At 65.2% G+C, this 21,652-nt stretch carries 14 protein-coding genes; 5 read left to right on the top strand and 9 right to left on the bottom strand.

The features are described from left to right. Positions 1-10 precede the first annotated feature (10 nt). A complete protein-coding gene (locus tag AC1DE1_RS13190; RefSeq protein WP_477176247.1) occupies positions 11-493 on the bottom strand; it encodes a hypothetical protein in 483 nt (160 codons plus the stop codon). Positions 494-678: 185 nt separating this feature from the next. On the opposite strand from AC1DE1_RS13190, the gene AC1DE1_RS13185 reads away from it, so the two are divergent. After that, positions 679-1,146 (top strand): SET domain-containing protein, encoded by a 468-nt coding sequence (locus AC1DE1_RS13185; protein ID WP_477176246.1) that lies wholly within the window; start codon positions 679-681, stop codon positions 1,144-1,146. A 204-nt stretch (positions 1,147-1,350) separates the two neighbouring features. Here the strand turns inward: AC1DE1_RS13185 and AC1DE1_RS13180 are convergent, their stop codons facing one another. Both AC1DE1_RS13180 and fusA read right to left on the bottom strand, forming a co-directional pair. Next, complete coding sequence (locus AC1DE1_RS13180; protein WP_477176245.1) at positions 1,351-1,854, bottom strand: GreA/GreB family elongation factor; 504 nt, start codon at positions 1,852-1,854, stop codon at positions 1,351-1,353. Positions 1,855-1,982: 128 nt separating this feature from the next. Then, entirely contained in the window at positions 1,983-4,022 is a 2,040-nt protein-coding gene (fusA, locus tag AC1DE1_RS13175) for an elongation factor G (RefSeq protein ID WP_477176301.1), read from the bottom strand. 420 nt (positions 4,023-4,442) lie between these two features. On the opposite strand from fusA, the gene AC1DE1_RS13170 reads away from it, so the two are divergent. Both AC1DE1_RS13170 and AC1DE1_RS13165 read left to right on the top strand, forming a co-directional pair. After that, the gene (locus tag AC1DE1_RS13170; RefSeq protein ID WP_477176244.1) at positions 4,443-5,357 is read left to right on the top strand and encodes a hypothetical protein; all 915 of its coding nucleotides are present in this window, start codon (positions 4,443-4,445) and stop codon (positions 5,355-5,357) included. A gap of 76 nt (positions 5,358-5,433) precedes the next feature. Next, entirely contained in the window at positions 5,434-7,323 is a 1,890-nt protein-coding gene (locus AC1DE1_RS13165; protein WP_477176243.1) for a hypothetical protein, read from the top strand. An 83-nt stretch (positions 7,324-7,406) separates the two neighbouring features. Here the strand turns inward: AC1DE1_RS13165 and AC1DE1_RS13160 are convergent, their stop codons facing one another. The 6 genes from AC1DE1_RS13160 to AC1DE1_RS13135 form a co-directional block, all read right to left on the bottom strand. Next, entirely contained in the window at positions 7,407-7,988 is a 582-nt protein-coding gene (locus tag AC1DE1_RS13160; RefSeq protein WP_477176242.1) for a DUF4136 domain-containing protein, read from the bottom strand. 94 nt (positions 7,989-8,082) lie between these two features. Continuing rightward, the gene (locus tag AC1DE1_RS13155) at positions 8,083-10,335 is read right to left on the bottom strand and encodes a patatin-like phospholipase family protein (RefSeq protein WP_441603091.1); all 2,253 of its coding nucleotides are present in this window, start codon (positions 10,333-10,335) and stop codon (positions 8,083-8,085) included. A 221-nt stretch (positions 10,336-10,556) separates the two neighbouring features. Further along, on the bottom strand, positions 10,557-12,821 hold the full coding sequence (locus AC1DE1_RS13150) for a xanthine dehydrogenase family protein molybdopterin-binding subunit (protein WP_477176241.1): 2,265 nt from the start codon (positions 12,819-12,821) through the stop codon (positions 10,557-10,559). Next, a complete protein-coding gene (locus AC1DE1_RS13145; protein WP_441611271.1) occupies positions 12,818-13,348 on the bottom strand; it encodes a (2Fe-2S)-binding protein in 531 nt (176 codons plus the stop codon). The genes AC1DE1_RS13150 and AC1DE1_RS13145 overlap by 4 nt, the downstream gene beginning before the upstream one ends. 51 nt (positions 13,349-13,399) lie before the next feature. Further along, positions 13,400-14,725 carry an APC family permease gene (locus AC1DE1_RS13140; RefSeq protein ID WP_477176240.1) on the bottom strand — a complete coding sequence of 442 codons (1,326 nt, stop codon included), beginning with the start codon at positions 14,723-14,725 and terminating at the stop codon, positions 13,400-13,402. A 169-nt stretch (positions 14,726-14,894) separates the two neighbouring features. Beyond that, positions 14,895-16,811 (bottom strand): S53 family peptidase, encoded by a 1,917-nt coding sequence (locus AC1DE1_RS13135; RefSeq protein ID WP_441603087.1) that lies wholly within the window; start codon positions 16,809-16,811, stop codon positions 14,895-14,897. A gap of 422 nt (positions 16,812-17,233) precedes the next feature. Here AC1DE1_RS13135 and AC1DE1_RS13130 point away from each other — a divergent pair, with 422 nt between their 5' ends. Beyond that, positions 17,234-18,748 (top strand): fumarate hydratase, encoded by a 1,515-nt coding sequence (locus AC1DE1_RS13130; protein ID WP_477176239.1) that lies wholly within the window; start codon positions 17,234-17,236, stop codon positions 18,746-18,748. A gap of 279 nt (positions 18,749-19,027) precedes the next feature. Then, positions 19,028-21,646, top strand: coding sequence for a bifunctional aspartate kinase/diaminopimelate decarboxylase (locus AC1DE1_RS13125; RefSeq protein WP_477176238.1), 2,619 nt, complete (start codon positions 19,028-19,030; stop codon positions 21,644-21,646). Positions 21,647-21,652: the final 6 nt, after the last annotated feature.

The following is a 21,652-nucleotide window of genomic DNA, read 5'->3' as shown; positions in this document are numbered from 1 at the left end:
GGCGCCGACATCAGCGCCAGGTGTTGGGGATTCCCGGCACCGGCGACAGCCAGTCATTGCCGTGGAAACTGAAATCGCGAGCGGCTTTTTCCTGCTCGGGCTTGGCGTTCGCCGTGCCGGTCACGTTGTAGGGCACGCTGCCCGCACTGCCTTTGACGGCAGCGGCCTTGAGCGCGGCGGTCATCTCCGGCGTAGGCAGCAGGTTGATCTGGGTGACGTCGGCGGCGAAGGGGGGAATGTCCAGGTCGAACGCCGTATGCAGGCGGACGGGCACCAGTTCGGCCACCTGCAGCTGGCCATCGAGCGAGGTGAAATCCATCGAACCGTAGCTGTTGTTCTGGATGCGCAGCGTTACGCGCCATTCGCCGTTGGGCTGGGTGCGCATCTCCTGGATGCTCACCGTCGGCGGAAACACGCTCTTCTTGGGCGGCCCACAGGCCACCAGACCAGCCACCAACACGAGCAGCACTACCCAACCGAGCAGTCGTTTCATGGATGCACCTCAAACGATTGTTTGAATCTTAGCAGGAGGACCTCGTGGTCTGTCCACGGGGTTCCGCTGTCCGGGATTCATCTCAGCGCGAATGCGATTACGTCGTCGTGACCAACGCGCCAGAGGTTCCCATTGCGCAACGCAGCAGGCATCATCTCCGGCTCATCCCCCACTGCCTCCTGCCCATGACCCGACGTATCGTTGCCCGCCGCTCCCCCATCCATGGCAATGGCGTGTTCGCCGTCGCTCCGATCAAGAAGGGCGAGGAAGTCGTCGAGTACAAGGGCACGCTGATGAGCCATGCCGAGGCCGATGGGCTCTACGGCGATGGCGGCGAAACCGGGCACACGTTCCTCTTCACGCTCAACGACGAATGGCTGATCGATGCCAATCGCAAGGGCAACACGGCACGCTGGATCAACCACAGCTGCAATCCCAATTGCCAGGCCGTGATCGAGGAAAGCGCGAACGGCGACGCTCGCAAAGATCGCGTGCTGATCGAGGCGATCCGCAACATCAAGCCCGGCGAAGAACTCACCTACGACTACGGCATCACCCTGGACGTGCCCCATACCGCGCGCCTGAAGAAGCTGTGGCAGTGCCTGTGCGGCTCGCCCAAGTGCAGCGGCACGTTGTTGAAGGCCAAGCGCTGAGTTTGAGTTTGCGTTCGCGATAACCCTGTGGGAGCGCACCCTGTGCGCGACCGCAGCGTTTCGGTGTACCTCCGGAGTGGTTTTTAGCGGAGCGATTCGGCGAAATCGGGTCGACCCGTGCCCTCGGACGCCTGTCGCGCACAGGGTGCGCTCCCACAGATGAGCAGGGTGCGTTCCAGCATTGAGGATGGACGCGCAAGGCCATCATGCGTCGATGGGATACTCGATCCGGATCACCTCGATCACCAAGTCCCCCGCCGGCCGCTGCCACGTCACCTCATCACCCACGCGGGCGCCCAGCAAGGCCTTGGCCAGCGGCGAGACGTGACTCACCAGGCCGTGTTCCACGTCGGCCTCGTCTTCGCCGACGATGCGGCAGCGCACTTCGCCCTCGTCGCTGTCCACTGTCACCAGCGCGCCGAACGCCACGCGGTCGCGTGGCTGTTGCGCCAGGTCGATTTCGATCGCGCTGCCGACCCGCGTATTGAGCCAGCGCAGTTCGCGCTCCACCTCGGCCAGCTCGCGCTGCTGCGGCAGGGTGTCGGCGGCGGCGCGCAGCGCGTCGCGCCGTTCGCGCATGGCGACCAGCCGTGCACGCAGCAGCGCCAGTCCACGCTTCGTCACAACATTGGGGTGTTCGCTCAGCGGGATATCCGGCAGCCGTTCGCCGACGGACTCGTCCGCATCCTTCACGAAGGAGCGGCTCATCGCATGCCTCCAGCGCCGTCCATTTCGGCGCGTCTCCATTAAACACTTGCGGCGTATTTGCGGCGCCTCAAGCTGGGGAGGCGCACGAGCGCGACGCCGGTCGCGCCCGTTCAGGCCTTGCTACGGGGTCAGTCGTCGTCCACGTGCGGCTTCCACGCCTCGGCCAGCTGTTTCTGTACCGGCGGCGGCACCGGTTCGTAGTGACTGAGATCCAGGCTGTAGCGGCCGCGGCCACCCGTCATCGCCTTCAGCTCGGTGGGGTAGTCGGTGAGTTCGGCCAGAGGCGCCTGCGCCTTGATCACCAGCTCGCCGCCGCGCAAGGAATCGGTGCCCATGATGCGCGCGCGCTTGCCGGCGAGTCCGCCAGTGACGTCGCCCACGTTGGCTTCCGGAATGGCCACTTCCACGTCCACGATGGGTTCGAGCACGATGGGCCGGGCCTTGCCGATCGCATCGAGAAATGCCTTTTTGCCGGCGCTGATGAAGGCCACTTCCTTGGAGTCCACCGCGTGGTATTTGCCGTCGTAGACGGTGACGCGCACGTCCTGGATCGGATAGCCCGCGATGGCGCCGGTTTCCAGCGCCTGGCGCACGCCTTTCTCGATGGCGGGGAGAAACTGCCCCGGAATCACGCCGCCTTTGATCGCATCGACGAACTCGAAACCGGCACCGCGATCGAGCGGTTCGACGCGCAGAAACACCTCGCCGAACTGGCCGGCGCCACCGGTTTGCTTCTTGTGCCGATGATGGCCTTCCGCACGCCCGGCAATGGTTTCGCGGTAGGCGATGCGCGGCGGATGCGTGGTCACTTCGACGCTGTAACGCTCCTTCATGCGCTCCAGCATGACCTTCAGATGCAGGTCGGAGAGTCCGCGCACCACCGTCTCGTTGAGTTCCTTGTGATGCTCCACGCGGAAGCACGGATCTTCTTCGGCGAGGCGGCTGATGGCCTGGGAGAGTTTCTGTTCCTGTCCCTTGTGTTTGGGTTCGAGCGCCAGGCCGAACATGGGCTGCGGAAAACGCATTGGCGCGAGATGGATGCGGTCTTCGTCGTGCGAATCGTGCAGCACGGCGTCGAAATGGATTTCCTCGATTTTCGCCACGGCCACGATGTCGCCGGGTATCGCCTGTTCGATCTCCTCGTGCGACTTGCCGCGCAAGCGGAACAGGTGTCCCACCTTGAAGGGTTTCTTGCTGTCGTCGATGAACAGCTGCGTGTCGCGCTTGACCGTGCCTTGCCAGACGCGGAACACGCCAAGCTTGCCCACAAACGGATCGTTGACGATCTTGAAGACGTCGGCGATCACGTGCGCCTTGGGATCGGCGTTCACGCTGATCGTTTCGTCGTCGCTATTGAGGAACGGCGGCGGATTGCCTTCGGCCGGATTGGGCAGCAGGCGTTCGGCCAGTTCCAGGAATTCCTTGAGGCCGGCGCCGGTACGCGTGCTGACGAAGCAGATCGGTACCAGATGCCCTTCGCGCAAGCATTGCTCGAACGCGTCGTGCAATTCCTGCGGCGTGAGGTCGCCTTCACCCGCATCGAGATAATGGCCCATCACGGTTTCGTTGACTTCCACCACCTGGTCGAGAATGCGCTGGTGCGCTTCGGCCAGCGACGAGAAGTCGGTGGCGCCATCACTGTGGAAAAAGCAGTCGAGCACCTTCGTGCCGCCTTCGGCCGGAAGATTCACGGGCAGGCATTGCGTGCCAAACTCCTCGCGCAGCGCATCCACCAGTGGCGCGAGCTTGGCCACGTCGCAATCGATCTTGTTGATCACCAGCACGCGCGCCAGTTTGCGTTCGCCCGCGCGCTCCATGATGCGGCGCGTGCCGTATTCGATGCCGTTGGAGGCATTGACCACGATGGCCACGGTTTCCACCGCGGCGAATGCCGACAGCGTAGGCCCGCGAAAATCGGCGTAGCCCGCCGTGTCGATCAGGTTGATATGGCTCTGTCCGAACGGGATGCTGGCAATGGCGGTATCGATCGAATGCCCGCGCGCTTTTTCCTGTTCGTCCGTATCGGACTGGGTCGTGCCGCGCTCTACCGACCCTTGGTTCTGGATCACGCCGCCGGCGTGCAGCAGGGCTTCGAACAGCGTGGTCTTGCCGGCGCCGGCATGTCCGGCAAGCGCGATGTTGCGGATGTTTTCCGTGTTGTACGACACGATGCGACCCTCCCATGGCTGGGCGCGGGTTCGTGCCGACGTGACCTGCGGCGCCGCACGAAGCCGCGCGAGCGGCTGACGATGGCGGGCCGTCATGGTCGTCCAGGCGTGCAGGACGCGGGGGCGGTCATGGCGGGTACGGCCGGGTTGGCCGTTTGTGTAGATTTTCGCCAATGGCCGTCCGGGTCAAGTTGCAGTGCGATGAACCCGCCAAACGGCGTCAACGGGGAACCCTCGGCGCTTGCGCGGGTCAGCAGAAGTCCCCATCCCCGCAAGGCCGACCCGGATGACCGGCCGGCAGCCCCCGCAGTCCAGAAGAGATTCCCCATCGAGCACACCGAGCAGGTCGAACACCATCGCTGGACGCCCCCGGGCCCGCCAACGCGTGGGCTGGCGCCTCTCGACGGACCCACGCGCGCGATGCTGCATCAGCTGCGCTGGCGAAAGCCTCCGCCCAACCGCGGGCGTCGCTGGCTGGCGCTGGGCATCGTGCTGGTGCTGCACGTGCTGTTTGGCTGGCTGACCTGGCACGAGATGCAAGTGGGCAAGGCGGCCGCGCGGGCCCAGCAGGAGCGCACGGGTGCGCTGCTGGTGCGGTTGATACCTCGCGCGACCACGCCGCCGGGACCAGTCGCCGCACCCGAGCTGGCACCGCCACCGCCGCCGGAGCCGGCGCCACCACCACGTCCGGTCAACAAGCCGGTGGTGCACGAGCCGCCGGCGAAGAACGCCATGACAGTAAGTCTGCCGCCCGAGCCGTCGGCGCCTGCCAGTTCCAGCCCGCCCTCGCCGCAGCCGGATCTTGCCGGTCAGGCCGCGCTGCCTGCCACGGCGAGCACAGCCGCTCCCGCGCCCGAGGGCGATTATGTGCGCCAGATGCCGCAGGGCGATGCGAAGATCATGCAGCACACGACCACCGTGCCGTACAAGGCCACCCGCTTCGAGAAGGACTGGCAGAAGGGCGGTGGCAGCTCGGTCGATGACGCGCTCAAAAAAGGCGTGGACAAGAGCACCGTCTCGCACACCTTCCACATCGCACCTGGCGTGCGCATCCATTGCTCCGTTTCGCTGCTGGCCTTGGGTGGCGGCTGCGGTGGCGACCCGCCGCCGCCTCCGCCATCCAATGACGGCGACATGCGCATGAACATGGCGCCGGCCAACCAGCTGGCGCCCGGTTCGCCGCCGCCCAAGACCATCAGCGTGGCCGAATGCATCGCCATCTATCGCGCGGAGAAACCGCTGCCGCAGGGCTGTCCGGTCGACACGCCGACGCGCTCGGTCGACGCCGAGATGCAGGAACGGGCGTCGCATCCACCGACGCAGGACGGCGGTTGATCGAGGGACTACTCAGAACCTCGCCACTGCCCATTACACTTCGCCCATGGACAGGGAATCCGCGGGCCGGCTGACAGTGACGCTTCCATCGCCCAAGTCGGCGGCGGAGAGCGCGGGCGTCTATCGTCGGCGCCGCGCGGAACGTCCGCGCGACCGCTGGTTGCGCATCATCGCCTTCGTCGGCGCGCTGTTCGTCCATCTCGCTTTTCTGGTCGGCATCATCCTGGGGCCTGCCTACGAGCTGGATGAACTCAACGACGAAACGCCGCCTCTGGTGGTGCGCCTGATCGAGAAAGCCAAGGAAGAACCGCCACCGCCGCCGCCGGTGCGCGGCACGCCGCCCAAGCAGGTGGGTCCGGTGCATCGGGGCAACGCGAGCAATGCGCCGCGCACGGCGCGCCGCAGCAGCTCGTCCACGCGCACCAATAACGATCTTTCGCCCGTACCGGTGCCGGCCATGCAGACGCCGGTGGTCACCGATGTGCCCAAGGCCACCGCGCCCAAGCCGGAAATCACCGCTGCGCCACTGCCGCCGGTGACGTTGCCCAAGCCGGCGCCTGCCGAACAGCTGCAACCGGTGCCCACGGCGCCGGAGCCGCCGCAGGTCGCGTTGGAAACGCCGGCCGTGGAGAAGCCGGTGCCGCCGAAATTCCAGCCCGAGCCCATTCGCAAACCGCAGGCGGAAGGCAACCAGCCGGTGCAACCGCCGGCCTCGCTCGCGCTACCTGAGGTGCCGCCGCAATCGGCGCCGGTGGTCACCCCACCGACCGTCGCGCTGGAAAAAGCGGTGCCGGTCACCACGCCGCCGAGCATTGCGGCCGTGCCCCGACCCGAAGCCCCCGCTTCGCCGCCCGAACCGGAGTTGCAGGCTGTGCCGCTGCCGGCGCAGGCGGCGCCTACCGTGAACCTGCAGCCGCAGCCGAGCCCGGTGGCGCCGGTCGTGCCGCGCGAACAGCCGACGATCGAATCGCCGGCGATCCGCGTGGCGGAAGAGCCGCAGCTGGAAGCCGTGCCGTTGCCACCTAATCCGCAGCCGTCGCTGGAACATCCGCAGGCGCCGCACCTGGACGTCGCGGCACCCAAGGCCATCGCGCTGGACAACCAGCCGTCGATCGAGCGACCGCAGCTATCGGAGACTCCAGCGGAGGCAGCCCCCACGCAGAATGCCGCGCCGTCGTCGGCAGCCAACGCATCGACGCAAAGCGCATCCAGCGCGCAGTCCAACACCGCCAGCAACGAGTCGAGCCGATCGTCCAGCGAAAGCGGCCAGAGCAGTGCGCCCAACGCGACGCCGCAGGGCAGCCGCACGGGTACGCCAGGCCAGGCCAATGGCGTCGACCAGTCGCCCAACGTCGCCGGTGGCAAGGGGCTCAATCTCGGCTTGCCGCCCGGCAAGGGCAACGGAACCAGCAACGGTCAGGGCGGCAAAGGGCAGGGCGAGCAGGAAGGCGCCGTGGGCACCTATGTCCAGCTCAAGCCGCACGGCAATACCGAGATCATGTCGCACGGCACGCCTAGCATCGGCTATACGCCCACGCGGTTCGAAAAGGATTGGACGCCCGAAGGGGAAAGCTCGATCGACACGGCACTGCGCCGCGCGGTCGAGAAAACCACCATGCGCCACACCTTCAACCTGCCGCGCGGCGTGCGCGTGGAATGCGTGGTGATGCCGCTGTTCCCGATGGCGCTGTTTGGTTGCGGCGACGGCAATCCGCCGCCAAAGCCGGTGGACGACGTGGTCTACGACAAGATGAAGTTGGCGCCGACCCATCCGCTGGTTCCGCCTGCACCGGGCGCCGCCGCGCCAACAATGGCGACCGTGAAGCTCGACAACAGCGCCCAATGCGCCGCGGCGCGCGTGGCCGGTGGCCCCATGCCGCCAGGCTGCCCGACTGAAGTGACGCTGCCGGCAGGTCCAGCGCGCAGCAGCACGACGTGGGTACCCGCGAGCGACCAGTTCCACTGATCGCTGCGGCCGTCACATCGGCGGCGCCCGCTTGGCGTGGTGGGGTCCGGCGCAGTGCCGTCACCCACCCATGCATCGCGCGTTTAGCGCAGGATGCCGTCGGTTTTCAGCTTGGGAATCAGCGCTTGCGCAAGCTGTGTGGTCGCCTTGGGAATATCGTTGATACCGATGCCTTGCGTGGTCACCGTCCAGATCAATTTTTCCGAACGCGGATCCCATACGCTCGTTTCCAGCGTCACCACGTCGTATTGCTGCACGTCGGGGGTCGATGCCCACGCGCCGCCGTACCAGCCATAGAAGCCGCCATACATCGGGCCGCTCGGCGTGACGCTGACCCTTTGCTCCACGCGTTGCACGCGCGTCACCAGCACGGCCTGCGCGCCGCTGGACTTGACCAGGTCGCGCAGCCCGATCGCGCCGGTAGTGCCAGCGGGAATCTGCGTATAGCTGGGGGCGGCCTGGATGCCTGCGGCCTGCAGCTGTTGCGAGAAGGTGTCCTCAAAGACGTGGCGCATGGTGTCGCTGCGCGAGATGCCCACGACCACCACGTTGGTTGCAGGCGGTCCCGGCCACGACGGATCGCGCCACTGGTTGGTGATGCTGACGTTCGAACACGCGCTCAGCACAAGGCCGGCGACGATCACGAGCAGACGCAACGCTTTCATGGCGATGGCTCCTGGAAGGCCCGTCCAACGGGCGGGTGGCAAAGCGATTGTGCGGTGGGGTTCGTGGAGACTTCGCGATAATTGACGCCCACTCTCATGGCGAGGGTCGCAGCAGCGAACCGAAAGTGAGATAGACCGAATTGTGGCCGCCCTGGGCGTAGCCATAGCCGAGGAACAATGGCCCCAGGGGCGTTTGTACGCCCAGGAACATGCTGCCCGCGTAGATCAGCGAACCCAGGTCGACCTGGCTGCGGCTCTGCCAGGCATTGCCCGCTTCCAGGCTTGCGCCGATATAGATCGGCGTCGAAAAGAGCGCGTCCATCTGGCCGGTGCGCCGGTACACCACGGCGCGACCGAGCACGGCCTGGTCGCCATGCAGCGAGCGCTCCGCGAAGCCGGAAAGATTCAGGAAGCCGCCCAGAAACTGCTGCGCCTCGAAGAACCGGTCCATCTGCGCGTCATGCGAGAGGGCACTGGTGGCGCGCAGACCCAGCAGCAGGTGATAGCGGGACTGCGCCAGTCCGAAATCGGGTACCCAGTCCGCGTTCAATTGCGCCACGTCGCCGGTCTGATTGCCGCCCAGCCACGGCCGGTACATGTCATAGGACAAGTTGATATGCGCACCCTTGGACGGAAATTGAGCGTTGTCCAGGCTGTCCCAATCCAACCCCACCTTGGCCTGGCTATAGTCCTGCTGCGCGTTGAAAAAATCCCCGGGGTCGCCAATGCGCAAATCGCCTTTGTCGCGTCCACGCGTATAGGCGGCCAGCACGCGCCAATAGGAGAACGGCGACCATCCTGTTTCGAAGCCCAGATAGCTGCGCTTGATCCGGTATTCCGCCAGCTGCCTGTCGCCATCGGAGGTGAAGACCGGGAAGTCTTCGTTGCGCAGCAGGCCATAAGGCATCACATAGGTCGATGCGCCTTGGCCGAACGGTTGATAGAACTCGGTGGCCACACCGCCGATGCGCCCGGCCCACAGGGTGCTGCGCCATTCGGCACCGAGGCGATTGAGGTTGGTCGCGGTGATTTCCGCGGAAATCAGGTACTCGCTGCGACCGGCAAAATCATCGTTCAACTCGAAACCGAGCTTGCCGTACAGCGGACCCCAGGGCTTGTCGCGTGGAATGATCAACAGCCCGCGATCATTGCCCTGCTGCTGCAGGCGGTAGTCGATCTGCTGGTAGTTGCCGCGGCCGTAGATGCTGCCAATTTGTTCTTCCAGCTTGTTCGGATCGAACGGCTTGCCGACGTCCTTGCTGAGGCGCTCGTCGACATACTGAGCCGTGTCCGTGTGCGCGGCGTCCACCTTGAGGAAGGCGACCAGTCCAGGGTCGAACTCTCGTTGCCGGTGTTGTGCGGTGTAGCTCGCCCATTCCTCCGGACCCACGGACAGCGCCTTCAGCCGAGGCAGCGCCGCTTCGGCGGCGGCGCGACCAATGGCGATGGCCTGGGTGCCGCGATTGAATTCCGCGGCGCTCATGTCGCCGAGCGCCGGTGTGATCAGGATGTCGTTGCTGCCCAATGTGGCGAGCTGCTGCCGGGTTTTGTCTTCCATCAACGCGCTCACCATCTGGTTGAGCACGGCCAGCGGATTGCTCAGTTGCTCGCGCTTGGCCAGCGGCGAACCGACGTTCACCACGATCAATTGCGTGGCGCCCATGCTGCGCGCAACATCGATCGGCACATTGTCCATCAGGCCGCCATCGACCAGCAGCAGATCATCGACATTGGTGGGCGCGAAGGCGCCGGGCACGGACATGCTGGAGCGAATCGACAGTGCCAGATCGCCCGAACCGAACACCACTGCCTTGCCTGCCACGATGTCGGTGGCGATCGCGCGGAACGGTATGGGCAATTGATCGAAGTCGTGCACGTTCCAGGTGGAAATCAGCAGGCGGCGCAGCAACAGCAACAGCTTCTGGCCCTGCACCACGCCGGCCGGCGTGATGATGTGGCCGTTCTTGTAGCCCACTTCGAAATTGAGCAGATAGCGGTAATCGGCATCCTTGCGGCGCATCGGCAGTTCGCCGCGCGCGGGGTTGTCTGAAAACAGGTCGTCCCAGTCGAGCGAGGTGATGATCTCGTGCATTTCCTGCGGCGAATAACCGGCCGCGTACATGCCTCCCACGATGGAGCCCATGCTGGTGCCGGAAATGCGGCAGACCGGGATGTGCTCGCGCTCGAGTACTTCAAGCACGCCGATGTGCGCCGCGCCGCGCGCGCCGCCACCGCCAAGCACCAAGCCGATGCATCGGCCCGACGCAGGAGGCGGTGCGGATTGCGCCCAGACGGGCAGCACGGCACACAGGCAGAGCAAGAGGAACAAGCCAACGCGTCGACGCATTCTTACCCCCAGGCACGCAAACGGCGTTACTTTGAGTAGCGCCGAGTGAAGGCATCCTAGGGCAGAATTTCGCGGCGCGCGTCCGTGAAATTACTCAAATGCGCCTGTCATCTTGCGGGTTTTCGTGCACGGTTTCGTCACAAAGCTTTCCGTGCCCGGTAGCCTGCGCTCTCGCGTGAGGCTACTCGTCAGGACGCGGGAGCCGGGCGGCTCCCTGACCGTTACAGCATGCGCAGCATTTCTTTCAGCAGCGGCAAGCGACGCACGCGCACGGCGCTCACGCGGAACACTGCATTGGCCAAGGCAGGCGCTGCCGTGGGCATGCCCAGGAAGCTCGCACCGGTGGGATCGCGATCGCCCGGCACGATGATTACCTCGGTGGTGTCCGGCAACTGGGCCATGTTCGCCAGCGGGTAGTCCTTCCAGCTGCGCTGCTGGACCTGACTGTCCTTGTAGCTGATCGACAGATTCAACGCGGTGGACAGCGCATCGAGCGTGGCGCCTGCGACCTGGCCTTCCAGTCCGGTGGGGTTGATCACTCTTCCCACGTCGACCGCGCAGACCACGCGTTCGATGTTGAGCTTATTGCCTTGGAGGGACGTCTCGATCGCGTGCGCCACATAGGCACCGTCCACGTGCCAACAGGCGATGCCCAGGCCATTGACGGTGCGCAGCCAGTTCTTCCACTCGATGCGGTCGGCCACCAGCTTGAGCACATTGATCAGGCGGGAGGTGTCCAGCGTGCGGTTGTCGCCGAGCGGGATGACGCGCGGCTCGCCGATCAGGCGCAGGCGCGTGACCAGCGGATCTTCCTTGAGCGATTGCGCGATCTCGTCGACGAAGCTCTCGACGGCGAATGCATTGTTGACGTTCGGCATGCCGCGCGAAGGGCCGCGCAACATCGCCGACGGCAGCGAATACCAGTCACTGCGCAAGTTGGTCACCAGGCCCGCCGGCAACTGATGGGCATCCAGCTCGGACGTCCACAGGCGGTTGTCGGCCACGCCGCGCTGCGCCAGCGCCGAGGCGCTAGCCATGCGCTGGTTCCAGCTGGTGACCTGGCGCTTGCCGTCCAGCGTGGCGCTGAACTTGTGCACGGTGGCCGAGCGATAGAAATCCTGCGTAAGGTCTTCGTCGCGCGTCCACATCAGCTTGACCGGCTTCTCGACTGCCTTGGCGAGCATCACGGCTTCGGCGACGTAATCGTGATCGAGGCGACGGCCGTAGCTGCCGCCCACGCGCGGTACACGGATTTCGATCTGCGCAGGGGCGAGGCCAGTGAGTCGCTGCACGACTTTCCAAGCTTTCTGCGGCGCCTGCGTCGGCACCACCAGCACGGCGCCGTCCTTGTCGATGCGGGCCACGCAATTCATCGGTTCCGGCGTGGCGTGCGCCAGCCACGGTTGCACGTAGGTCGCTTCCACTCGGCGGGCGGCCTTCTTGGCGACGGCGTCGACGTCGCCGTCGTTGCGCACGCGTGCGGCCGGCTGGGCGTTCTTGTCATTGAGAACGTCGCTGGCCTGCTGTTCGAACCAGGCGCTGCTTTCGCTTTGTGCGCCGGCCTTCCACTGCAACTTGAGTTTCGCTCGACCCTGCAGGGCGGCCCAGGTGTTTTCAGCGAGTACGGCCACGGCGGGTGAACGCACCGTCTGGCCAAGCGGAATGCCCGCCTCCGGTTTGATCTGCACGACCTTGACGACACCCTTCACCGCCATGGTGTCGGTCGTGTCGAGGCTCTCCACGCTGCCGTCAGGCCAGGGGCAGTGCGTCAGCACGGCGATCAGCGCTTCAGCCAGATAGGTATCCAGCGCATACGGCGCCTGGCCGGTGACGATAGCTCGCGCATCGATGTCGCCGGCCGGTTGGCCGATCAGGCTGTAATGCTCGGGCGACTTCGGCGGCACCGGCGTGGCGGGCGGCGCGATCTTGGCAGCGGCATCCGCGAGCGAGCCGTAGCCGAAGCGACGACCATCGGGTGCGATGACGCTGCCCTCTTCGCAGCGCAGGCGGTCGGCGGGAACGCCAAGGCGTCGCGCCGCGGCCTGCAGCAGCAGCCAGCGCGCGAGCGCGCCGGCGCCACGAAGATCGGCCCACGCAGCGGGAATGGAATCGCCCAGCCCGCTGGTCTGGTGTCCGTAGATCCAGCGCGGCTGGCCGTTGTCGTCTTCCACGCCGAGGCCGAGCGAGACCACGCTCACGCGCGTCCAGTCGGCATCGAGTTCGTCAGCGATGATGCGCGCCAGCGAGGTGGACGTGCCGGTGCCGGTGTCCGGATCGCGCACGCCGATCACGATGTTGCCGTCCGCATCGATGCGCACATAGGCGCCCAGGCCATACAGCGTGTCGCCCAGCATGGCGGCAGGGACAGGCGCGTCGGCGGCGTCCGCGAACGGAATGCCGATGATCAAGGCGCCGGCGCTACCGGCCAGCACCTGCAGGAAACGTCGACGCGAGAGCTGCGGCGTGTGGTCGTTCGCGCGGCTCATGCGTGCGCTCCCTTGGCGACGCGCTTGATGGCGAGGCGCACGCGGGTCTGGCAGCCGCAGCGGCAAAGATTGGGCAACTGGTCGATGTCGTTGTCGCTCGGTTGCGGATGGCGCGTCAGCAAATCGATCGAAGCCATCAGCCAACCCGGGGTGCAATAGCCACAGCCAATGGCGTCTTCGTCGACGAAGGCCTGCTGCAGCGGATGAAGTTTGCCGTCGGCCGCGGCCAGGCCCTCGACGGTGGTCACGGCCTTGCCGGCCAGTTTGGCCACGGGCAGGGTGGTGGCCGAGGCGAGCTTGCCGTCGACCAGCACCAGGTCGTAGCCGCCTTCGCCGTGCTCGCCGCTGTACTTGGTGCCGGTAAGGCGCAGCACGTCGCGCAGATACCACAGCAGGGGCATCTGATCGTCACCGGTGTGGCGATAGCTCCTGCCATTGATCTCCAGATCGACTCCCTCGCGCACCTTCTCGGCCACGATGGTGTTGCTTGTTCCGGGTGTCGGTAACTGGTCTTGCGACTGCGCCATCGGTACAGAACTCCTTGGATATCTACTTATTGTGGCATCGGAGCGCGATGCTTAGGAGGTAACCCGGCTGAACAGGCGTCGCCAGACCAGGTAGACCGGGACGCCGGCGGCCATGATCAGCAGGCCGATGCCCGTGTTCAGGGGGCTGCTGCGCAGGCTTTGCACCATCACCAGGCCGATGGTGGCGATGAAGATCAGCGGGAGCAGCGGGTAACCGGGTACGCGGAAGCTGGCTTGATCGCCTTCCCGGCGGCGATACCAGAACAAGGTGCCGACGCCAAAGGCGCAGGCGAGCCAGTCGCCAAAGGTCGCGTAATCGAGCAGTTGGCCGTAACTGCCGGACCACACCAGCACGATGGCCCAACCCGAGAGCAGCAACAGCGCGACATTGGGCGTGCGGTGCTTGGGATGCAGCCGGGCCACGCTGCGGAAGAACAGGCCGTCTTCGCCCATCACCTGCAGCACGCGGGCGCCCGCCACCAGGGTGATATTGCAGAAGCCCAGCGCGGAAATCGCCACGCCCACCGCGATCAGTTTTGCCCCTGCCGTGCCAAAGACCCGCTGCATCACATCGGCCGCGGGCGCGCGGCTGGCAGCGAGGCCGGCGTGGCCGAGCACCGCGAGATAGGCGAGGTTGACCAGGGCATAAGCCGCGATCACCAGCAGCATGCCGATGAACAGGGCGCGGGGCAGGGTGCGTTGCGGCTCGCTGACCTCGCCCGCAAGATTGTTGAGATAGGTGAAACCCGAATAGGCAAACAGCACCGGCAGCGCGGCGCCCATGAAACCGACGTCGGCGGTTTGCGGATCGGTGGCAAGCATGCCGTGGCCGCTCACGCCGGCCAGGAACAGGCCGCAAACCACCAGCACCGCCACGGCCAGCAGCTTGAGCAAGGTGAACAGGTTCTGCACCTGGGCACCCAGGCGCAGGCCGAACAGGTTGATCAGCGCCACAAACACCAGCGCCCCAATGGCCAGAGGGGTCGCGGCGCTGCCGGGCAGGCCGAAAAGGGAGGCCGCGTAGCTGGCAAAGATGGTGGCCACTGCCGCGGTCGATCCGGAATAGATCACCAGCAACATGCTCCAGCCGAACAGGAAACCGGCCAGCGGGCCAAACGCTTCGCGCAGGTACACGTAGCTGCCGCCCGCATGAGGACGACGCGCTCCGAGTTCCGCATAGCAGAGTGCGCCGATCAGGGTCAGCAGGCCGGCGCCGATCCACATCAGCAGCAGCGACAGACCGGACGATGTGCGCATCGCCACGACGTACGGATTGAGGAAGATACCGCCGCCGATGATGCCGCCGACCACGATCATGGCCGCGTCCCACGGTCGGAGGCGGCGGACGTAACCGCCGGACGTCGAGGTGTCGGTCATGAAGGCTTCGCTGCGGGAAAGTGCAGCGAGCATCGCAACTGGGGCCGGTATCGGCAAGCCCTCGACGTCCGTCGGGCCGGCAAAAGAGTAGGGCCGGCACAGGCCGGCTGGGCAGTAAAGAGAAGGGCCGGCACAGGCCGGCCCTTCGTCGACGATCAGGCGCTGGTGCTTAGAACACCGTCATGAACAGCGCCAGGTTGGTCACGTTGAGCGTGCCGATGCCGGCACCGGGTTCATACCCGCCCACGCCCTTGTAGAACCAGTTGTCTCCGGACTTGATGTCGTTGAACGGCGAGAAAGCGCCGTAGCCGAAGATGTTCTGCAGCGGATAAATCTGCGGGTTCCACAAGCCCTGGCGACCGCGCGTGGCCTGCTTGAGCAGCGCGCTGATGCCGTTGAGCTGCGGTGCGACGAAGCTGGTGCCGCCTGAGCCGGTGAGCAGGCCCGGGCCATCCAGCGAGGAGACCAGGCTGTAGCCGGTTTCCGGGTCGGCGTTGAGCGAGATGTCCGGCTCATTGCGGCCCTTGTAGTTGGCCGGCAGCGTGTAATCGATGCCGAACTCAGGGAACAGCCAGCGCTGGTTTTTCTCGCTCTTCTTGATCCCGGGCGTGAACGCCTGGTACAGCGGCACCGGCCAGAACACGCTCACGCCGCCACCACCGCCCACCGAGAACACGGCAACGTTGAGGCCCAGGTTCTTCTTGAAATAGGTCTGGATGTAGTCCCAGCCCCAGACACCTTCCTTGGTGATCGATTCGACCGGACCGCCGCGGAAGCTGTAACTGAAGGGCACCGTGGTGCCGCCCGCGGTGGTGATGAACGGATCGGATCCCGGGGCGTCCGCCGTCAGCGGCGGCGGTACCGGATCGGTCAGCGATCCGCCAAAGCCGCGTACGGTGTCATAGGCGCCGGAGTCGCCCGAGGTGGCGAACATCGAGATGCCTTGCACCGCGGCTTCCAGAAACACCTGATGGAAGGCGCGCAGCTCATCAGTGAAATCCACGCCGCCTTCGGTCTGCGGGAAATAGAGGATTTCCGGCGAACCCCAGCTTACCGACAGACTGTCGACCTTGTTGTCGGACACCGCCTGATTGAACACGTCGAAGAAACCGGCGTCGGTATTGGGCGCGTCATAGACGATGATGTCTGCCCACGGTGCGAGGCCGCCGGATTGCTCTACGTCAAGCGACGTTTCGCCGGAACCGGCCGGGCCGCTCAGCGGTCCGCCGCCGTCCACATGCACCTGGGTGATGCGGTTGGGCTTGACCGACAAGCCGATGGCGCTCCAGTAGCTATAGGCGTCGGCCGGCAGGAAATCCGCCAGCGTGGCGATGCCGATGGTCGAGCCCTTGCCGTTAACGCCCGCCTTGTAGAGCGGATTGATGTTGTAGCGATTGGCTACATCGCCCACGGTGAACTCACCGGGCGTGCAGGTGGCGGTGGGATTGCCGGTGCAGGGCGGCGCAGCAGGCGCCGCCGCAGCGGTTCTGGCCGCCGGGCTCATCGTCGATGCCGAAGCGGGCGCGACGGGCTCGAAGGCCGATACGCGATGCGAGCGATAACGTGCCTCGGTGCTCAGGCCCGATGCAACAATCAGCGTGCCCGATAGCGACGAGGGCAGGGTGGGTTGATTGCTCGGCCGATGGAAGGTCGTGCCATCCGCGCTCTGGTAATCGTGGATGGACGTCTGGAAGGCTTTATTGAATTGGCCGACCGTGCCGCTCACCTTGATGGCGAGATGATTGGGCAGCAGTTCCACTTGCGTGAGCCCCTGCTGCTTGACGAACGCCTGCACCTTGGCGATGTCGCTGGCCGAGGCGCCGAAGCGGTCGGCAAACTGATCGGTGGTGAGGAAGCGGTGGTACGAGGGGTTACCCTGGGTCACCGTGCTGTAAACCAGACTCTCCAGCGCCGCCTGGTTTCGAAGGCCCAGTACGAGCGTAACGTTCACTTTCTGGCTGGTGTTGCTTGGGCCGAGATCGGCCGGTGACGAACTGCCGGCAGCCATCGCTACCGAAGTAGCGCCACCGAAGAGCAGAAGGCCGAGAGAGACCGCGAGCGACTTGCGATGCAACGTCGAGAGCATGTTGTTTCTCCAGGGTAGATACAGCCGACGCTGCGCATCGACGACGCCCCTGCGCGCCGCCGCGCCCTTCAGCGAGGCCGTAAAACGGACGTAATCGCTTTCCCCAAAATCCCAGCCCGCCCCCTGGAGTGACACTCGCGCTGGTGCGGCGAAGCTAGCGCTGACCAGGGCATCCTGGAAGTGAACGCCGGTGCGTAATAAATTTCGACAACGAGGCAGTTGCTTGATTTGCGACCGCAAGTTATTGCGCCTACAACCTATGGCCTAGTCGGCTGGCCCTTTGGCCGAGCATTTGACCGGAAAAAGAACGGCTTGCGGGTATTTTTCAAGCCCAGGAGCCATTTGCGGCACAATAGAAGGGTTGTGCGTCGCGGACATCCCTGTTTTCGGCGCCCTGATCCCCCGGAGTCGAAGCAGCCGCCATGACCACCATCAAGCAAGACGATTTGATCCAGTCCGTCGCCGACGCCCTGCAGTACATCAGCTACTACCACCCCGTCGACTACATCAAGAACCTCGCCGCTGCCTATGAGCGCGAAGAGTCGCCGGCCGCCAAAGACGCGATGGCGCAGATCCTGATCAACTCGCGCATGGCCGCCGAAGGCCATCGCCCGCTGTGCCAGGACACCGGCATCGTCACGGTGTTTCTGAAAGTGGGCATGAATGTGCGCTGGGACGCCACGATGTCGCTTGACGACATGGTGAACGAGGGCGTGCGCCGCGCCTATAACGATCCGGACAACAAGCTGCGCGCCAGCGTGCTGGCCGATCCGGCCGGCAAGCGCAGCAACACCAAGGACAACACGCCGGCGGTGATCAACGTCTCCATCGTGCCGGGCGACACCGTCGAGGTGATCGTGGCGGCCAAGGGCGGCGGTTCCGAGGCCAAGTCCAAGTTCGCCATGCTCAATCCCTCCGATTCCATCGTGGACTGGGTGCTCAAGACCGTGCCGACCATGGGCGCCGGCTGGTGCCCGCCGGGCATGCTGGGCATCGGCATCGGCGGCACCGCCGAGAAGGCGATGTTGCTGGCGAAGGAATCGTTGATGGAACACATCGACATCCAGGAGCTGATCGCGCGCGGCCCGCAGAACCGCATCGAGGAACTGCGCGTGGAGCTGTACGAGAAGGTCAATGCGCTGGGCATCGGTGCGCAGGGCCTGGGTGGTCTGACCACCGTGCTCGATATCAAGATCAAGGATTACCCGACCCACGCGGCAAACCTGCCGGTGGCGTTGATCCCCAACTGCGCCGCCACGCGCCATGCGCATTTCACCCTGGATGGCTCGGGCCCGGTCGCGCTCGATCCGCCGTCGCTGGAAGACTGGCCCAAGCTCACCTACGACTCCAGCAAGGGTCGCCGCGTGAATCTGGATACGGTCACCCGCGAAGAAGTTGCCAGCTGGAAGCCGGGCGAAGTGCTGCTGCTCAACGGCAAGCTGCTGACCGGCCGCGACGCCGCGCACAAGCGCATGGTCGACATGCTCAACAAGGGCGAGCCGCTGCCGGTCGATTTCAAGAATCGATTCATTTACTACGTGGGCCCGGTCGATCCGGTGCGCGACGAAGTGGTGGGCCCGGCCGGCCCGACCACCGCCACGCGCATGGACAAGTTCACTGAGCAGGTGCTGGCCCAGACCGGACTCTTGGGCATGGTCGGCAAGGCCGAGCGTGGCCCGGCTGCGATCGAGGCGATCAAGCAGCACCAGTCGGTGTATTTGATGGCCGTGGGCGGCGCCGCTTATCTGGTGTCCAAGGCGATCAAGGCATCGCGCGTGGTCGGCTTCGCTGACCTGGGTATGGAAGCGATCTACGAGTTCACCGTTGAGGACATGCCGGTGACCGTGGCCGTGGATTCCGCTGGTACGTCCGTGCATCAGACGGGCCCGAAGGAATGGCAGGAGCGGATTGGCAAGATTCCCGTGGTCGTTGCGTAACACCACACTTCTCCTTCTCCCCGTCGGGGAGAAGGCCGGGATGAGGGGCGGGTGCTTGCCCGAACATATCTAAGGCGAGCTTTCGTTTCGTTAGAAACTGAGGCTAGATTGGCCCCTCACCCCAACCCTCTCCCCGGAGGGGAGAGGGAGTGAGCGCCCGTCACGTCACACCCTCCGACATTTAGCCATCCAAATGGCTACGCCGCTCTGAGGTTGCATTCCTCCTGCTGCGGCGCAACACTCACCAGATTGTCTTCCCCACCACCACCGAAGGTAACCGTGAACCCGCAAAGCCCCGCGTCGCTCACCAACGACGCTCCCTGGATCGTGATGAAGTTTGGCGGCACCAGTGTCGCCACCCTGCCGCGCTGGCAGAATATTCTGGAGCTGGTAGCCAGCCGTCGCGCCGAAGGCGCACGTGTGCTGGTTGTCGTTTCGGCACTCTCCGGCATCACCGACGCACTCAAACAACTGTGCGCACAGGAAGACAAGGGCAAACGCATCGAGGCTGCCAAGGCGATCGCACAGCGTCACTACGACCTGCTCGATCACATGCAGCTGGCGGTTCCGGACACCCTCGGCGCCCGACTCGCCGAACTGGCGCAGCTGGCCGAAGACGGCCCGTCGCTGCTGGGCGAGCTGGCCTGGTCGGCACGCGTGCAGGCGCATGGCGAGCTGATGTCCAGCGCGCTGGGCTCGGCGTTTCTCAGCCATAGCGGTCTGGACACGCAATGGGTCGACGCGCGCGATTGCCTTGCCGCCATTGCGCTGCCCAACCAGAACGAGCGCACCAAACTGCTCTCGGCGATGGTGGAAACGCGTCCCGATCCGGCGCTCAATGCGCGTCTGGCCGAGCTGGGCGAGGTGTTCATCACGCAAGGTTTCATCGCGCGCGAGGCGCAGGGCCGCACGGTGCTGCTTGGTCGCGGTGGTTCCGATACCTCGGCGTCGTACTTTGGCGCGCTGCTGAAAGCGCAGCGGGTGGAAATCTGGACCGACGTGGCCGGCATGTTCACCGCCAATCCGCGCCAGGTTCCCAGCGCGCGCCTGTTGCAGCGCCTGGATTACGAAGAAGCCCAGGAAATCGCTTCCACCGGCGCCAAGGTGCTGCATCCGCGCTGCCTGTCGCCGTTGCGCGAGCCGCGCGTGCCTTTGCTGATCAAGGACACCAATCGCCCGGAACTGGAAGGCACCTTGATCGGCCCCGAGGTGCGCGAGCATGCACCCAGCGTCAAGGCTATCAGCGCACGCAAAGGCATCACCCTGGTGTCGATGGAGTCGGTCGGCATGTGGCAGCAGGTCGGCTTTCTTGCCGACGTGTTCGCGCAGTTCAAGCAGCACGGTCTGTCGGTGGACATGATTGGCTCGGCCGAGACCAACGTCACCGTGTCGCTGGACCCTACGGAAAATCTGCTCGATTCCGATGCGCTCGCCGCCCTAGCCAGCGACCTGGCCAAGGTCTGCCGTGTGAAGGTGATTGCGCCGTGCGCGGCGATTACCCTGGTGGGTCGCGGCATGCGTTCGATGCTGCATACGCTGTCCAGCGTGCTGGCGGAGTTTGGTCAGCTGCGCGTGCATATGATTTCGCAGTCGTCCAACAACTTGAATCTCACCTTTGTGGTGGATGAAAACGTCGTCGACGAATTGCTGCCGCATCTGCACGAACTGCTGATCACCGCGGGCGCCTTGCGTACCGACGACAGTGCCTTGTTCGGCCCGAGCTGGCAGGCGTTGTATGGCACGGGCGACGTGTTGCCGCCGGCGGCTTCGTGGTGGCGCGAGGAGCGTCGCGCTGAGCTGCTCAAGATCGGTGCGGGCGCGACGCCGCGCTACGTCTACCACTTGCCGACGGTGCGCCAGCAGGCGCGCGAGCTGAAGACGCTGGGTGCGGTGGATCGCCTGCATTACGCGGTCAAAGCCAATACGCATCCGACCATTCTGAAGGCGCTTGGCGAAGAGGGTTTCGGCTTCGAATGCGTGTCACCGGGCGAATTGAAGGCGGTGATGGCGGTGGTGCCGGAAACGGCGCCGCTGCTGTTCACGCCCAACTTCGCGCCGCGCGAAGACTACGAGTGGGCGCTCACCACGCGCGCCACGCTGTCGCTGGACTCGCTCTATCAGCTGGAAAACTGGGGCGAGCTTTTCCGCGGTCGCGAAGTGGTGCTGCGTCTTGATCTGGGCCGCGGCCTGGGTCATCACGAGAAAGTGCGCACGGGCGGCAGTGGCAGCAAGTTCGGTTTGCCGGTGGAGCAGCTCGATGCGTTCCTTCGTCTTGCCGATACGCATGGTGCCATCGTGCGCGGCCTGCATGCGCATCTGGGCTCGGGCATCCTCGACGATGGCCATTGGGGCGAGGTGTACGGCCAGCTGGCGAGCCTGGCCGAGCGCATCGGCAGCGTCACCTTCCTGGATATCGGCGGCGGCCTTGGCGTGCCGTCCCATCCGGGAGAGGCGCGCTTGGATATCGCCGCGCTCGACAAGGTGCTGCGCGACGTAAAGGCCGCTTATCCACATTACAAACTGTGGATGGAGCCGGGTCGCTACCTCGTGGCCGACGCGGGCGTGCTGATCACCAAGGTCACCCAGACCAAGGGCAAGGGCCATGGCCAGATCCGTTATCTCGGTGTCGATACCGGCATGAACAGCCTGATCCGTCCGGCGCTGTACGAGGCCTGGCACGAGATCGTCAACCTCACGCGGCTGGACGAGCCGGCCACGGCCTTGTTCCAGGTGGTCGGCCCGATCTGCGAGAGCGGCGACGTACTCGGCACCGACCGCCGCCTGCCCGAGCCGCAGGAAGGCGACGTGGTGCTGGTGGCGCAGGCGGGTGCGTACGGCAAGGTGATGTCCTCGCCGTATAACCTGCGGGATGAGGCGGAGGAGATCATCCTCGAGTAACCCTCG

It is taken from the genome of Dyella sp. 05T440 (assembly GCF_056395965.1).
Note: the sequence above shows the minus strand (reverse complement) of the source record. Positions and strands in the feature narration are given on the sequence as shown.

Coding starts and splice junctions, on each gene's coding strand:
- AC1DE1_RS13190 (WP_477176247.1), bottom strand. CDS start 493: ATGAAACGACTGCTCGGTTGGGTAGTGCTGCTCGTGTTGGTGGCTGGT.
- AC1DE1_RS13185 (WP_477176246.1), top strand. CDS start 679: ATGACCCGACGTATCGTTGCCCGCCGCTCCCCCATCCATGGCAATGGC.
- AC1DE1_RS13180 (WP_477176245.1), bottom strand. CDS start 1,854: ATGAGCCGCTCCTTCGTGAAGGATGCGGACGAGTCCGTCGGCGAACGG.
- AC1DE1_RS13170 (WP_477176244.1), top strand. CDS start 4,443: ATGCTGCATCAGCTGCGCTGGCGAAAGCCTCCGCCCAACCGCGGGCGT.
- AC1DE1_RS13160 (WP_477176242.1), bottom strand. CDS start 7,988: ATGAAAGCGTTGCGTCTGCTCGTGATCGTCGCCGGCCTTGTGCTGAGC.
- AC1DE1_RS13155 (WP_441603091.1), bottom strand. CDS start 10,335: ATGCGTCGACGCGTTGGCTTGTTCCTCTTGCTCTGCCTGTGTGCCGTG.
- AC1DE1_RS13150 (WP_477176241.1), bottom strand. CDS start 12,821: ATGAGCCGCGCGAACGACCACACGCCGCAGCTCTCGCGTCGACGTTTC.
- AC1DE1_RS13145 (WP_441611271.1), bottom strand. CDS start 13,348: ATGGCGCAGTCGCAAGACCAGTTACCGACACCCGGAACAAGCAACACC.
- AC1DE1_RS13140 (WP_477176240.1), bottom strand. CDS start 14,725: ATGACCGACACCTCGACGTCCGGCGGTTACGTCCGCCGCCTCCGACCG.
- AC1DE1_RS13135 (WP_441603087.1), bottom strand. CDS start 16,811: ATGCTCTCGACGTTGCATCGCAAGTCGCTCGCGGTCTCTCTCGGCCTT.
- AC1DE1_RS13130 (WP_477176239.1), top strand. CDS start 17,234: ATGACCACCATCAAGCAAGACGATTTGATCCAGTCCGTCGCCGACGCC.